11 protein-coding genes and 1 pseudogene are annotated in these 13,761 nt (G+C 63.9%); 4 read left to right on the forward strand and 8 right to left on the reverse strand.

Annotated elements, in window-relative coordinates:
* Positions 1 to 137: 137 nt before the first annotated feature.
* Positions 138 to 2,087: an aconitase family protein gene (locus B0G74_RS25350; RefSeq protein ID WP_132377593.1), complete on the reverse strand. Its 1,950-nt coding sequence runs from the start codon at positions 2,085 to 2,087 to the stop codon at positions 138 to 140.
* A gap of 198 nt (positions 2,088 to 2,285) precedes the next feature.
* Positions 2,286 to 3,188, reverse strand: coding sequence for a LysR family transcriptional regulator (locus B0G74_RS25355; RefSeq protein ID WP_132377594.1), 903 nt, complete (start codon positions 3,186 to 3,188; stop codon positions 2,286 to 2,288).
* 257 nt (positions 3,189 to 3,445) lie between these two features.
* Here B0G74_RS25355 and B0G74_RS25360 point away from each other — a divergent pair, with 257 nt between their 5' ends.
* Positions 3,446 to 5,005 carry a serine hydrolase gene (locus tag B0G74_RS25360; RefSeq protein WP_132377595.1) on the forward strand — a complete coding sequence of 520 codons (1,560 nt, stop codon included), beginning with the start codon at positions 3,446 to 3,448 and terminating at the stop codon, positions 5,003 to 5,005.
* An 11-nt stretch (positions 5,006 to 5,016) separates the two neighbouring features.
* Here B0G74_RS25360 and B0G74_RS25365 read toward each other — a convergent pair whose 3' ends face one another.
* Positions 5,017 to 5,337: a DUF1330 domain-containing protein gene (locus B0G74_RS25365; RefSeq protein ID WP_132377596.1), complete on the reverse strand. Its 321-nt coding sequence runs from the start codon at positions 5,335 to 5,337 to the stop codon at positions 5,017 to 5,019.
* A gap of 137 nt (positions 5,338 to 5,474) precedes the next feature.
* The gene (locus B0G74_RS25370) at positions 5,475 to 6,140 is read right to left on the reverse strand and encodes a GntR family transcriptional regulator (RefSeq protein WP_132377597.1); all 666 of its coding nucleotides are present in this window, start codon (positions 6,138 to 6,140) and stop codon (positions 5,475 to 5,477) included.
* 239 nt (positions 6,141 to 6,379) lie between these two features.
* Between B0G74_RS25370 and B0G74_RS25375 the strand changes: the two genes are divergently transcribed.
* From B0G74_RS25375 to B0G74_RS25385, 3 genes and pseudogenes are all read left to right on the forward strand, one after another.
* A complete protein-coding gene (locus tag B0G74_RS25375) occupies positions 6,380 to 8,653 on the forward strand; it encodes an alpha/beta hydrolase domain-containing protein (RefSeq protein WP_132377598.1) in 2,274 nt (757 codons plus the stop codon).
* A gap of 25 nt (positions 8,654 to 8,678) precedes the next feature.
* Positions 8,679 to 9,479 carry a hypothetical protein gene (locus B0G74_RS25380; RefSeq protein WP_132377599.1) on the forward strand — a complete coding sequence of 267 codons (801 nt, stop codon included), beginning with the start codon at positions 8,679 to 8,681 and terminating at the stop codon, positions 9,477 to 9,479.
* Positions 9,474 to 9,923, forward strand: a pseudogene (locus tag B0G74_RS25385) (porin); the annotation flags it as partial. The gene B0G74_RS25380 and the pseudogene B0G74_RS25385, both read left to right, overlap by 6 nt.
* 67 nt (positions 9,924 to 9,990) lie before the next feature.
* Here B0G74_RS25385 and B0G74_RS25390 read toward each other — a convergent pair.
* The 4 genes from B0G74_RS25390 to B0G74_RS25405 all read right to left on the reverse strand — a co-directional run bounded on the left by B0G74_RS25390 (position 9,991) and on the right by B0G74_RS25405 (position 13,546).
* Entirely contained in the window at positions 9,991 to 10,848 is an 858-nt protein-coding gene (locus tag B0G74_RS25390) for a helix-turn-helix transcriptional regulator (RefSeq protein ID WP_132377600.1), read from the reverse strand.
* Between the two features lie 118 nt (positions 10,849 to 10,966).
* Positions 10,967 to 11,515, reverse strand: a complete 549-nt coding sequence (locus B0G74_RS25395) for a carboxymuconolactone decarboxylase family protein (RefSeq protein ID WP_132377601.1) — start codon at positions 11,513 to 11,515, stop codon at positions 10,967 to 10,969.
* Between the two features lie 186 nt (positions 11,516 to 11,701).
* A complete protein-coding gene (locus tag B0G74_RS25400) occupies positions 11,702 to 12,922 on the reverse strand; it encodes a porin (protein ID WP_132377602.1) in 1,221 nt (406 codons plus the stop codon).
* Positions 12,923 to 13,003: 81 nt separating this feature from the next.
* Positions 13,004 to 13,546, reverse strand: a complete 543-nt coding sequence (locus B0G74_RS25405; RefSeq protein ID WP_132377603.1) for a hypothetical protein — start codon at positions 13,544 to 13,546, stop codon at positions 13,004 to 13,006.
* Between the last annotated feature and the right edge of the window lie 215 nt (positions 13,547 to 13,761).

Consider the following 13,761-nt stretch of genomic DNA (forward strand, 5'->3'; position numbering starts at 1 on the left):
CTCCGGTCCCATGCAACATAGTTGCCGATGATTCTGGCGAAAGAATAAGCCTCGCCGGGCCGGTCTCGTGCCGGCCTCTCGTACTTTTGCGCGTCACACGCACCACGATCTGCCGGGCCCAAGGTCCGGCCAGCATTCTAGCCGCGTGCGCGCTTCAATTGTTCGAAGGTCGTGATTTTTCCAGCCAGCGCGCTCGCCGCCACCGTGTACGGACTCGCGAGCCACACATCGCCCGGCCCCGAACGACCCGGGAAATTACGGTTGATCGCACTGATCGTCACCTCGTTCGCCTCGGCCGATTGACCCGGTCCGCAATTCGCGCACGACCCGCAGCCCGGCATGACGAGCGTCACGCCCGCGCGTTCGAAGACCGGCAAATAGCCCTGTTCCTCGCAATACGCGCGCACGGCCATGGTGCCGAACTGCAGGAACAGACGCGTGCCCTCGGGCACACGAATGCCTTGTTCGACACCCCAGCGCAGCACCTCGTAATAGAAATCGAAGTCTTCACGCTTGCCCGCGGTGCACGAACCACCGTAAGCGATATCGATCGCGACGTCCTGCTCCAGTTGCGGCGCCGGCACGCCGTTGCCGGGATCGCCGGGACGCGCGAGCATCGGCTCGATGGCGCTGGCGTCGATACAAATCGTGTCGCGATAAATAGCGCCCGCGTCGCTTTTCATCCAGTTTTCAAGCGTGAAATCGACGCCGCGCCGCTCTTTGAGAAATGCGACCGTGCGTTCGTCCGGCTCGACGATGCCGGTGAACCCACCCAGTTCCGCGACCATGTTGGTCAAGGTCGCGCGCTCGTCGATCGACATCGCGCGCACCGCCGCGCCGCCGTATTCGAACACGAGGCCGATCGCCTGACCCGAACGGATCGCGTCCATTTGCAGCAGATGCAACACCACATCTTTCGCCGTCACGCCGTCGCGCAAGTGACCGCTGATTTCGATGCGCAAGGTCTCCGGCACCTTGCAGCGCACATAACCCGTCACCCAGCTATTGGCGATTTCCGTTGCGCCCGCACCGAATGCGAGGCAGCCGAGCGCGCCCGAATGCGGCGTATGCGAATCGGTGCCGCACGCCACCTGTCCCGGCAACGCGTATTGCTCGGCCATCAACGCGTGACAGATGCCTTCGGACCCCGGCAGGCTGTCGAGCGCGCCGTGCGAGCGCACCGGATAGTCGCGCGAGAACGACGTATGCCCTTCCATCAGATTGGCGACGCCCGGCAGCAAACCGTCGCGCACGTGTGGAATGCTTTGCGACGCGAGCACCAGATGATCCTGGAACGCGATGATGTGATCCGGCGCATGCAGCGGCGCAGGCTTGCCGAACGCGCGATGCATCAGATGCGCGCACATGCCGGTGAAGTAATCGTGGCTAAAGCGCCAATCCGCGGCGATGAACACGCCGTCGCCGCGCTGCGCGCCCACGCTGCCCGGATGCAGATGCCGTTCGATGATCTTCTCGACCAGCGTCTTCGGCTCCGCGGCCTGCGTCGCGTTAGCGTTATCGCACACGCGCGGCGCGGGCCAGTCGGCGAACTTGCTGTATGCGAGCAGGCCGCCGCTGCGGATGATCTGCTGCGTGAGCGCGTCGCGGCCTTTGAGAAATTCGTCGATGGGCACCGCTTCTCCCGCGCTCAACCGATCGAGCACGGAAAAGTCAGTGGTGGTGAGAATGCCGATGTTGTCGCAATTCTGCTGATAGATCCGCTCGAAGCTCTCCGCGACGATCAGCCGGATACCGGCCGAGAGTTCCGCCAACGGACTCGATTCGCGCGATGAACCCTTACCGTAGCGCTTGCCCGCCACCGTCACCTGGAAGCCGCCGTTCTTCACCGCATCGCGGCCGATCGGCATGCGCTCGCCGGCTTTGAAGCCGACATACGGGTACTGGCCGAGGCGTTCGTCGTACGTGAGCATGACGGTGACCGGCGTGATCTCGTCGGTGGAGACGTTGTCGCGCAACGGACCGGCCGTGGCGCGCGTGAAGTTGTCGCCGGCGAGCTGCGCCTCGATCACCGCGGGGTCCTGGGACAGGTACAGCACGCGGCCGTCCAGACGAATCGTGTCGCTCATGGGCATTCTCCTTGCGCTCACTATACGGCGCGCGCAGGCAATGCCGAAGTGCCGGTACGGCAACGCAGACCTCTCGTTTGGCGATGATCGGCGCGATCGGGCTCGACGCGGTCCGGGCGCTGACGCGTCGCCGCCGGCATATGACAGCCGGCAGCCGGCGCAGACATGCCTCTGCCGATCCGCCCGCCGTTGCTCGCGTCAAACACCCTTGCCGAGAAACCCGACCAGCGCCGCCGCGCTCGCACTCAACTGGCTGCGCGTCTTGAAGATCATGATGAGGCGGCGCACCGCCCACGCATCGCTCAAGGACAGGAGGCTCACGTCGAGCGCATTCACATAGAGCAGCCCGACCTGCTCGGGCACGATCGCGATGCCGAGCCCGGCATGCACCATCCGGCAAAGCGCGTCGAGACTGCTGACGCGAATCTTCACGTCGAGTTGCCGCCCCGCAGCGGCCGCCTGTTGCGTGAGCAGTTGCGTCAGCGCGCTCTCGCTGCGCAAGCCGACGAAGCTGTCGTCGAGCAGTTCGTCGAACCTCACGCGCAACGCGCTGGCGAGTCGATGGCCGCCCGGCACCAGCACCGCGAGACGATCCTGCCGGTACGGCACCTGTTCGAACGCCTCGCTGCCGGCCACCGGATTACAGATGCCGAAGTCCGCCGCGTGCTCCCCGACGATCCGCAGCACGTCGGCGCTGTTTTCCTCTTCCAGTTCGATCGACACTTCCGGGAACGCGCGGCCGAACGCGGCCACGTCTTCCGGCAGAAACTGCACGATCGAGGACAGATTCGCCACCACCCGCACGCGCCCTTTCGCGCCCGACGAGAAGCGCGACAGCTCCGCGCTCATCTGTTCGATATTGCCGATGATCGCCAGCGCGTAGCGCAGCACGGTCTCGCCGACCGGCGTCACGGTGATGCCGCGCGACTGGCGCTGGATCACGGGCAGGCCGATCGCCGCCTCGATCTCGGCGATGCGCCGGCTGACGGCGGACGATGCGATGAACTCGCGCTCCGCCGCGCGCGCGATGTTGCGCTCCTGGCAGACGGCGACGAACAGGCGCAGCGAGGTGAGGTCGAGCTTCTTGAGAAGGTTTTCCATGGTTGCTTCTTCATGCACGGTGAAGCCGAAGAACTCGCCAGCGAACCCGGCACCACGATGAACGGATCTACGCAAAAAGATGGGCAAGTGTAACGCTCTTCTCCAGGCCAGAATGCCTGCCATTCCCGCAACCAGCTTTCGATTCGCTTCTTTCCTGCCTACACTACGCAACGCAACAACGCGACGCGTCAAGCGGTCAGGGCCGCTGTACGAGCCTGGATTCAAACAAGCCAGAAGAAGTTATCCGGAGACACGACATGACCTCAGTGCAAGGACGCCGGCGCTTTCTCGGCGCGGCGCTATGCGGGGCCGTCACGGCATGCGGCGGTTCCAACGAATTGAACAATTCGGGCAGCGGCGGCAACACCAATCCAAACGGCCCCGTGCCTGATTCCCACATCGACGCCGCCCTCGCGCAACTGGACACGCTCGTCAACAACCTCATGGCCAGCACCGGCGTGCCCGGCATGTCGGTCGCCGTGGTGCGCAATCTGCGAACGGTCTATGCGAAAGGCTTCGGCACGCGGCTGGTCGGCTCGGGCCTCGCCGTGGATGCCGACACGGTGTTCCAGCTCGCGTCGCTGTCGAAGCCGGTCGGTTCGATGGTGGTGGCGCATCAGGTCGGCATAGGCACGGTGTCCTGGGATACACCGTTGCGCGCGCATCTGCCGTGGTTCACGCTGGCGGATCCGACCGTGAGCGCGCAAGTCACGGTCGGCGACATGTACGCGCATCGCTCCGGCTTGCCCGATCACGCCGGCGATCTGCTGGAAGACATGGGCTACGATCAGACCACCATCCTCGAACATCTGCGTTATCTGCCGCTGGCGCCGTTTCGCCGTTCGTACGCCTATACGAACTTCGGCCTGACGGCGGGCGCGATCTCGGTGGCCACCGCCACCGGAATCGATTGGGCGACGCTCTCGGATCGCACGCTCTATCAGCCGCTCGGCATGACGAGCACGAGTTCGCGCTACGCTGATTTCATCGCGCGCGCGAACCGGGCCACCGGGCACGTGCAGCGCAACGGCCAATGGGTCGTCGGCCTGGGCTCGATGCCGGATGCGCAAGCGCCCGCGGGCGGCGTGAGTTCCTCCGCGAACGACATGGCGAAGTGGCTGACGCTGATGCTGGGCCAGGGCGTGTTCAACGGCACGCGCATCGTCGACGCCGCCGCGCTCAACGCGGCGATCAGCCAGCAATCGCAGATTCAGCCGGCCGGCAACGGCCAGAACGCGTCCTACTATGGCTTCGGTTTCAACGTCGGCACCACCGCGGCGGGGCGCGCGTCATACAGTCATTCGGGCGCATTCGGCGCGGGTGCCGCGACCAATTTCGTGGTGGTGCCCTCGACGGGCTGCGCGATCGTTGCGCTCACCAACGGCTATCCGCTCGGCGTTCCGGAAACGCTCACCGCGCAGTTCTTCGATATCGTGCAGTTCGGCTCCATCCAGCGTGACTGGTTTGCGGCTTATAGCGAGGCGTTTGCGGACCTCAACAAACCGGCCGGTTCGCTCGTCGGCGTGAAGCCGCCCGCAGCACCGCTACCCGCGCGGGCACTCGCCACCTATACGGGCACCTATAACAACGACTATTACGGGCCGATCCAGATATCGGCAGCGAACGGCGCCCTGCTCCTGACCATCGGCGCCACGCCCTTGCGTCTGCCGCTTTCGCACTGGGACGGCGATACCTTCACCTTCATGCTCGTCAACGAAAACGCCGCGCCGGGAACGATTTCCAAAGTGTCGTTCCTGAGCAATCAGGTGACGCTCGAGTACTACAACGCGGAAGGACTCGGGACGTTCACGCGGTGATGCCGCCGCGTTCATCTCAGGATGTCGGCCGCCTTGTGCCGCTCGTCCACGCCGTCGATCAGGATCACCGGCCCGCGCGCATGCCGCGTGCGCAACGGCAGGATGCGCTGATACGCGTCCGATGCGTACCAGGCGCGCGCGGCGGCGAGATCGGGGAACGCAATCGCGATCAGATCGCCGTGCCATTCGCCTTCGAGTATTTCCGGGCGTGCGCCATGCACGATGAAATGGCCGTCGAACGGCGCGAGCGTGCCGTCGATGCACTCGAGATATTCGACGATGTCGTCGCCCGGTTCGACATCGTGCAGATGGGCAATCGCGAAGGCGGTCATGGCGTGGCTCCTGGCAATCAGTGGATGCGGATCGAAACTTGCATGCCACTCATGGTCGCCTCGCGCATGACGCGCGTCGATTACCTGTGAGGTAAAAGAACACCCGCCTTCGTGCCCGAGGCCGCCACGCCCCGCCGCTATTCCGCGCTGACTTGCGCGAGCGCGGCAATCAGGTCGCCGAAGCGCTCGCCCTGCACCAGAATGTGCCCTCTCAACGCGGCGGCGGCTGCTTCGCCGTCGCCCGCTTCGAGCGCATCCACGACCGCCTGATGTTCGTCGAACGAGGCGGCGACACGCCCTTTGACGCGCAACTGCAAACGCCGGTACGGACGCAGCAGTTTGTGGAGCGCCTTCGCCTGGTCATGCAGAAAACCGTTGTGGCTGCCGTGATAGATCAGGCAGTGAAAGCGCTCGTTCAGGTGGTAATACTCGTCCGGGCTGCCGCCGTCGCGCGCTTTCTGACACGCGACGTGCGCCTCGCGCAGCGCCTGCAACTCCTGCGCGCTCATGCGCCGCGCGGCAAGGCGGCTGCACATCGCCTCGAGCTCGGCCATCACCTCGAACATCTCGATCAGTCTGTGCAGACTGATCTTCGCGACCACGGCGCCGTGCCGCGGCCGCATCTCCACCATGCCCGCCGCGGCCAGTTGCAGCAACGCTTCCCGCACGGGCGTTCTGGACACCTCGAAGCGCGCGATCAATTCCGCCTCATCCAGCCGTGCGCCCGGCGGAAGATCGCCGGTCGCAATGGCTTCCTCGATGGATTCCCGCAGCCGGTCTGCGAGCGTGAGCTTGTTTGTCATGTTTGGACTCCACACGGAATCGAGTTGACCACAACGAGCATGCTGCCACTGTACGCGTAAACGATAGTTGAGAACGGTGTCGGGCGAATTATAAATATCTACGAACGTTATAAATATAAATATAGACCCTTACAAAATATTGACAGGCCTTTTGGGCATATCGGCGGTTTTCGCCCGATGACGGTCCGTCCGTTCCATACGCACACTACTTTTCCCTGACCGTGTTCGGAGGCCTGACCATGAAGGTGCAGTCGCTAGCTGTATCGCTGGGAGTCGGTGTCGGAATCGCGTTGCTAGGTGGATGCGGACACGACAACGTGTCGCCGTCGTCGCCGCCCGTCACGGCGAAGGGCGCTGGCTTTATCCAGAGCTTCCAGATCCTGTCGAGCGCACCGGCGTTCGGCGGCGCGACGCCGGCCGGCGCGGCGGGTCCCTACCAGGTGATCACCGCGGTCGTGCACGGCGAACTCGATCCGAACAATCCGCTCAATGCGGGCATCGTGAACATCAAGAACGCGCCGGTCGGCAGCGACGGTTACGTCGCCTATACGACCGACGTGGTGATCCTGCGCCCGCAAAGCGCGGCGGCCGCCAAGCGCGTGCTGTTCTATGACGTCGTGAATCGCGGCAGCAAGATCGGCGCGGCGTCGTTCGTGGGCGGCGGCGCGCTCGATACCGGCGCGGCGCCCTCGTCCAGCTTCCCGTCGCTGCTGCGTAACGGCTATACGATCCTGTGGAGCGGCTGGCAAGGCGACGTTCCGGTCACCGGCAACAGCAGCACCGCCGGCGCGGGCCTGCTCGGCGCCAGCTTCCCCGTGGCGACCAACAAGGACGGCACGCCGATGACCGGCTTGAGCCGCGAGGAATTCATCCCGGACTATGCGGGCGGCCCGCCCACCACCATTCCGCTGACTTACCCGCCGGCCAATCTGTCCGACAAGAGCTCGGTCACCTTCACCGCGCGCCAGTCGTGGCTCACGGCATACGGCAGCATTCCGGGCGGCCTCGAAACCTATACCGCGCCTTCCCAGCCGGTGACGACATGGAGCTACGTCAGTACGCCGAACAATGTCTACGAAGGCAACTATTCCGTCACCTTTACGCCGCCCGCGAGCGTGCCGGGCCCGAACGGCACGCAGGTTGCGCCTGACGCCGGGACCATTTACAGCTTCGTCTATCAGGCCGCCGCGCCGACCGTCGACGGCATCGGCTTCGCCGCCTTGCGCGATCTGGTGTCGTTCCTGCGCTACGACGCGGCCGACGCGCAAGGCGTCGCCAATCCGCTCAACGATCTGAAGAACGCGGGATGCGTCGCGTCGACGTGTTCGACCAGCACGAACTTCGATATCGCGATCGGCGAAGGGATTTCGCAGTCGGGCCGCTTCATGAAGGACTTTCTGTACGAGGGCTTCAACGCCGACAAGAACGGCAAGATCGTGTTCGACGGCATGTTCCCGATCATCTCGGCCGCTCGCCGCACGTGGACCAATGCCGCGTTCGCGCAACCCGGCCGCTGGTCGAAGCAGCATGAAGATCACTTCATGCCCGGCTTCCAGTTCCCGTTCACTTACGCGACGACGACCGACCCCGTGAGCGGCGCCACTGACGGCATCCTGAAGCAGTGCACGGCCACCAACACCTGTCCGAAGATCATGCAGCTCGACGGCGCGTTCGAATGGTGGGGCGGCGCGGCGTCGCTGGTCGTGACCGACGGACGCGGCAATGACATCCAGTTGCCGGCGAACGTGCGCTACTACCTGGTGGCGGGCACGCAGCACGGCGGCGGCAATGGCGTAACGACCGGCAACATGACAGTTCCGGCCGCGGGCAGCCAATGCCAGTTGCCGGGCTCGCCGGTCGAAGAAACGCCGGTCGAACGCGCGCTGATTCCGGCGCTCGTCAACTGGGTCGGCAAGGGCACGCCGCCGCCCGCCTCGCAATATCCGACGGTCGCCGCGGGCACGCTGGTCGCGCCGACTCAGACCGCGCTGGGCTTCCCGTCGCTCACCAACGTAATGGTGCCAAGCGGTGCGGCCGCGACGCCCACGTCTGTGCAATTGACCTTCAATGGCGAGTACAACCAGCTGTTCGTGACCGACTATAGCAATGCGGTTCCCGTGGTGAACACGGCACAGGCGTACACGATTCTCGTGCCGAAAGTGGATGCCAACGGCAACGAAACGTCCGGCGTGCTGGTGCCCGACGTCGCCGCCCCGCTCGCCACCTATACCGGTTGGAATTATCGCGGCGCGGGGCACGCGATCGGCGACGGCTGCATTTCGAACGGCGCTGCGATTCCGTTCGCGGTGAGCGCCGCCGCGCAGGCCGGCGGCACCGATACGCGCACCACGCTTGCCACGCTTTATGGCGGCAGCCGGTCAAAGTATCAGACCGCGGTCGCGGCTGCGGCGAACGCGTTGGTCAGCCAGGGCTATCTGTTGCAGGACGACGCCACCAACGTCTTCATTGCAAACGCGAGCGCCGTGTCCGCGACTTTGCTGCCGCAACCTTGAGACGCAACGCACCGGGGGCGACGACATGATGCACAGAGCAGGATGCACCGCCGCCGCGTTCGCCGCCGCGCTGCTTGCCGCATGTGGAGGGGGCGGCGGAGGCGGTGGCAGCGGCGGCAGCGCACCGCCCGCTCCGTCTTCGAATGCCTCGGTCTATCAGAACAGCACGACGCTCGGCAGTGTCGGGGCGGTTTCGTTGTCGCTCATCGCGGCGACCACGACCGCCAATGCAATGCTCGTGAGCCCTGTCGCCGCGCCGCTGCTGACGGCGGGGAACAACACGCTCGTGTCGACGCATCTGGCCACCAACGTGACGGGCGCCGGCACGGCATGCGTATCGGCGGCCACGAACAGCATCGGCACGGTGACCGGGGTCAATGCGGGCGTCAATATCAAGAGCGTGGCCGCGCTGCTGGACAATGGCTGGACTGTGTCGGCCACGCCGTCCGCGAACTGGACGACGCTCAGCGCGAGCAGCGCCGTGTTCGACGGCTGGGAAAACTGCGGCGCCAAGGCCGAGGGCGCGCCGTCGCCGTCGTCCACGTTGACGGTCAACGCGGACGGCAGCTTCTCCGACAACGTGTTCGACGGCAATCCGTCCACAACCGTCACGACAGTCAACCAGAGCTTCACCGCGGCGCAGGCTGCCTCGTTATTGTCCGATGCCGGCTACCTCGACAGCAGCCAGCCCGCCAATCCACAGACCATCCGGTTGAAGATTTACCACAACGCCGCACAGCAGACCGTGCTGGTCGAACAGGGCATTCCGGTGAGCGGCGCGACAAGTCAGAATGCTGGGTTTGTTGCGATCTATTTCCCGCGTTAATTGGGTGCTGCTGGCGCGACATGCCCGTACGAATTCGGCCCCGCGATCGTCGGCGTGAATTACAGCAACGTGCAATACCGCTCGGGCGCCGACTCGCTGTTCAAGGGACACGCTACGTTCAACATCGCGGGCGTGTTCGGACAATGGACCATCCGTCCGGCCGTGCAACTGTTCGCGGGCTACAGCTACACGCGCGGCGGCGAAGTGGATGGCGTGGATGAACGCGCGCAATATCACAACGTGACACTCGGCGCGCAGTATGCGTTGTCCAAACGTTCGACGTTGTATCTGATGGGCGGCTATCAGCACGCGTCGGGCGGCACGCTGAATGCGCTCGGCAATCCGGTCGCGGCGACTGCATCGGTCAGCGACAAGGCCAATGGCCACTCGTCGGCGACACAGTCGCAGGCGATTGTCAGCATCGGCGTGCGGCACAAGTTCTGATGCTTCCGTGCGACGCTGGAATGCGTCGCCGTGGTTCAGGAGCGGCGGCGGCCAGCCGCCGATTGATCTAGCGGTGCGATTGCGGCGCCGCGTCGAGCATCTCCAGATGGCGCGCTTCCGTTTCGTCGTCCGCGGGAAACATGCATTCCAGGCGCAGTTCCTGCGCCGCGATCGTTTGCGGCGTGCCAACGCTCGCGACCATCGAAAAATACTTCATGACGTAGCCGTTCCTGACGAAGCCAATGGGGATCACCGGCATGGCCGCCGCCGATGCATCCGCAACCGACGGATGGCCCGGCTCGAAGCCCGTTTGCACATTCGGGTAGGCACGCAACGCATCGAGCAACTCGCGCGTTCTGTCATCGATTACGCGTCCCACCGACTCGCGGTAGACACGCTGGATAAGACTGTCCGCCACGGTCTGCCAGTCGGCCACGAACGGGCGCATGCCATCCGGATCGAACACCAGATGCAGCATGTTGCGCGGCCCCTTGCGCGCCGCCATGTCGATGAAGCAATTGAAGAAGCGCGGCGCGGCGTCGTTGGTCATCAGCACATTCCAGTAGCGGTCCATCACGAGCGCCGGAAACGGCTCATGCTGACGCAGCATGCGTCCTAGTGCATTCGTGACACTTTGCATCTCTTGCGCATTCCACGCGGCGTCGGCATACATCGGCGCGTAGCCCGCGGCCAGCAGCAGCGTGTTGCGTTCGCGCAGCGGGATATCGAGTGCCTGCGCGATATCCATCAGCATCTGACGGCTCGGCACGCTGCGCCCGCTTTCGATAAAGCTGATATGACGCTGCGAGACGCCGGCATTGAACGAGAGGTCCAATTGACTGATGCCGCGTACGTCTCGCCAATGACGCAGCAAGACGCCGAGATCGTTCGGTGGGGCTTTCTTGACCAGGTTCGCAGGATTCATCGTGCTCTTGTCCGCAAGTCGACGCGATAAAAGGTTCGGTGAACGGCGAGCGCCGTTCAACCGAAACTCGCCGGTCAGCATACTCGCTTGTGCTGACCGAGCCCATCCCTCACGCAACTCAAGCCGTCCAGGCGTGAACCTGGAACTGTTCTTCCAGCGGCGGCCGCGTGATGCTGCCCACGTAGTTCGTGATCGTCGAAGCCGCCGCCACCGCGAGCACTTCGAGTACCTGATCGCGACGGAAACCGGCTTCGAGAAATGCGCCCACCTCACGCTCGTCGAGATGTCCGCGCTTCTGGATCGCGGTCTTCGTCAACGTGGAGAGCGCGGCGTGTTTGCGGTCCGTAGGCGTGCGGCCTGCGCGAATCGCGTCCACATCGGCGGGCGTGAGTCCTTCGTTCAACGCCAATGCGGTGTGAAACGCGACCGCCCACGTACATGCGTTGGTGACGGCGTTCGTCAACAGCAGCGTCTGGATCTGCGCTTCCGTGAACGTGCCCGAGTGGACCTTCTGGAACAGTTGAATGAAGGCGCTGACCAGCACGGGCGATTCGGCCATGGTCCCCGCGATGTTGGGGATGAAGCCGAAAGTTTGCTGGAGCTGCCGCAAGACCGGTTTGGATTGTTCCGGCGCGGAGTCGATGGTGTAGACCTGAAACGTCGACATGTTGTGTCCTCGATAGTGAACGCGGTTCGGAGTGAATTGCGCGACAACCGAAGATTAGGCGTGAGCGTGAGGCTCGCCAATTACCTCGCATGTAATAGGAACAGCGCGCCGCGAGAGCGCACGCGCCAATAAGAAAACCGGGTGCGATAGTCGCAACCCGGCCCGCGTCATCACCGAGGCTTCAAATCAGAACCGGTGAATAATGCCAACCCCCACCGCCACCTGACTGCCTGACGAAGAAGGCGTGGAGTTGTATCCATCGCCGAGCGTCGCCGTGGCGTCGATGATCTGCCCCGCGCCATTGGTGCCCAGCGTCTTGCCCTTCGCCTTCTGATACGCCTCAAGTGCATACAAGCCCGTGCGCTTGGACAACGAGTAGTACTGGGACAGGTTGAACTGGTGATACTGCGCGTTGTCGTCGATGCCGTTCGCGCGCGTCGCACGCGTGTAGCTGTAGCCCGCGCCGAAATCCCAGGCAACCGCCGGCTTCCAGTGCAGGACCAGACCGCCGGTGTTCCAGATCTCCGTGTCGTGGAACTTGGAACCCGTGCCCGGAATGTACTGGACGTTCGAATACGTGGCCGTGACATCCCACGCGCTATTGAACGTGTAACCACCGCCAACCGCAAAACGCTGCTGTGCCTGCGCGGTCTGATAGCCGTTCGTCAACGCGGACACGCCAATCTGCGAGCCGCCGTTGGTGGTGGTCGAATCCGCGCCCCACGCACCGCCGCCCGACGTCGAATTGTTGATCCGCGAGAAGCCGACTGCGAGGCCCACCGGGCCCATTGCATACTGCACCGCCGTCGACCACGTCGAGCCACGGTTCGTGCTGCCCGCGACACCGCCCAGCGAATACGAGCCGCTCGCCGTCAGACCATAGAACTTCGGCGACGTGTACTCCAGCGTGTTGTTCGCACGGTAAATCGTGTCGAGGCCGTCGATATCGCCCGGGTGCGCGCCGTAGTATCCGGTGATCCAGGTGGTCGGGCTGTAAGGAGAGAGCAACTGGTAGTACGACGCGTATTGGCGACCCGCCGTGAAGGTACCGTACACCGGGTTGGTCAAGCCGACCCACGCCTGGCGGCCGAACATCGCATTGGTGTATTGCTGGCCGCCCGTCGCCGAATTGAAACCGGATTCGAGCTGGAAGATCGCCTTCGTGCCGCCGCCCAGGTCCTCGCCGCCCTTCAGGCCGAAGCGGCTGCCGGCCCATACGCCAGGCGTCATCTTGACGGCCGATTTGCCGCCACTGGTCGAGCCGAGGGTCGATTGATTGTTGGTATACGACAGGCCGTTATCGACAATACCGTACAAGGTCACGCTGCTTTGAGCAAAAGCCGGCATGGCGGCTGCGATCGCCGCGCCGAACAGCACGGCGTCGACACGTCTGATACTTTTTTTCATGCTCCAGATCTCCAATTGCTACATCTCTTGTTGAAATACTTTTTTGCTAGTACCTGGGCGACGGGCATTCACGCAGCAGCACTATTGCCCCTCGTTTTGCAGCCGCCGTTTCACCGTCAGGGCCAACGGCACGGTGAAGAAGATGTGCGACATGAATCCGCCGATGATCACAGCGGGGTCGTAATAGTTCGGGTGGTTGTCGGAGGCGATCATGATCGCCACATGCATGGCGATCCACGCCAGCACCGCGTAGAACAACGCCACCAGCGTCGCTTCATATCCGCGTCGGGAGAAGTACGGCCAGATCGCTGCAAACAGCACGCCCCAGGCGCTCGCGAACACGAAGTGGATCGCCGTGCCCACCACATATGCCCAGATCCCGAGCGACGCCTGCACCTCTTTGCCGAACACGAGGCCGGTCGCGTTACGGGGAATGCCCGCGAGCGGCATCATGTGTTGCGCGGCCACCCACACGAGCGCCTCATAAATCCAGATGACCACCGCGCCGATCAATCCGCCGGTCACGCCGGCGCGAATCATCGCCGCGCGGTTCGGCCATGTTGGTTGCGATGCAGCCGCACCGCCCGCGAGTTCCGTTCCGCTCACGCTGAAATTGCCGCCCATGTCTCTCTCCTTGTAACGCGTCTCACATCAGTGATGTCATACGGGCAGCAGCGCGCGAGGTCTCGCGCGGCGCTGCCGCTCTTTCTCGTATCGAATTGAAAACCGCTGCAGAGACGGCGCAGGTCACGTGCGCTTACTCGGCTTCGGACTCGGGCAACCCGACATGTTTCATCGCGGCAAGACGCTGTGGTTCATGCACACACGGGACCTCCCGA

It is taken from the genome of Paraburkholderia sp. BL9I2N2, from assembly GCF_004339745.1.
GTDB lineage: Bacteria > Pseudomonadota > Gammaproteobacteria > Burkholderiales > Burkholderiaceae > Paraburkholderia.

What these genes read in the sequence shown, in the direction of transcription:
- B0G74_RS25350 (WP_132377593.1), bottom strand. Translation starts at nt 2,087, where the DNA reads ATGAGCGACACGATTCGTCTGGACGGCCGCGTGCTGTACCTGTCCCAG.
- B0G74_RS25355 (WP_132377594.1), bottom strand. Translation starts at nt 3,188, where the DNA reads ATGGAAAACCTTCTCAAGAAGCTCGACCTCACCTCGCTGCGCCTGTTC.
- B0G74_RS25360 (WP_132377595.1), top strand. Translation starts at nt 3,446, where the DNA reads ATGACCTCAGTGCAAGGACGCCGGCGCTTTCTCGGCGCGGCGCTATGC.
- B0G74_RS25365 (WP_132377596.1), bottom strand. Translation starts at nt 5,337, where the DNA reads ATGACCGCCTTCGCGATTGCCCATCTGCACGATGTCGAACCGGGCGAC.
- B0G74_RS25370 (WP_132377597.1), bottom strand. Translation starts at nt 6,140, where the DNA reads ATGACAAACAAGCTCACGCTCGCAGACCGGCTGCGGGAATCCATCGAG.
- B0G74_RS25375 (WP_132377598.1), top strand. Translation starts at nt 6,380, where the DNA reads ATGAAGGTGCAGTCGCTAGCTGTATCGCTGGGAGTCGGTGTCGGAATC.
- B0G74_RS25380 (WP_132377599.1), top strand. Translation starts at nt 8,679, where the DNA reads ATGATGCACAGAGCAGGATGCACCGCCGCCGCGTTCGCCGCCGCGCTG.
- B0G74_RS25390 (WP_132377600.1), bottom strand. Translation starts at nt 10,848, where the DNA reads ATGAATCCTGCGAACCTGGTCAAGAAAGCCCCACCGAACGATCTCGGC.
- B0G74_RS25395 (WP_132377601.1), bottom strand. Translation starts at nt 11,515, where the DNA reads ATGTCGACGTTTCAGGTCTACACCATCGACTCCGCGCCGGAACAATCC.
- B0G74_RS25400 (WP_132377602.1), bottom strand. Translation starts at nt 12,922, where the DNA reads ATGAAAAAAAGTATCAGACGTGTCGACGCCGTGCTGTTCGGCGCGGCG.
- B0G74_RS25405 (WP_132377603.1), bottom strand. Translation starts at nt 13,546, where the DNA reads ATGGGCGGCAATTTCAGCGTGAGCGGAACGGAACTCGCGGGCGGTGCG.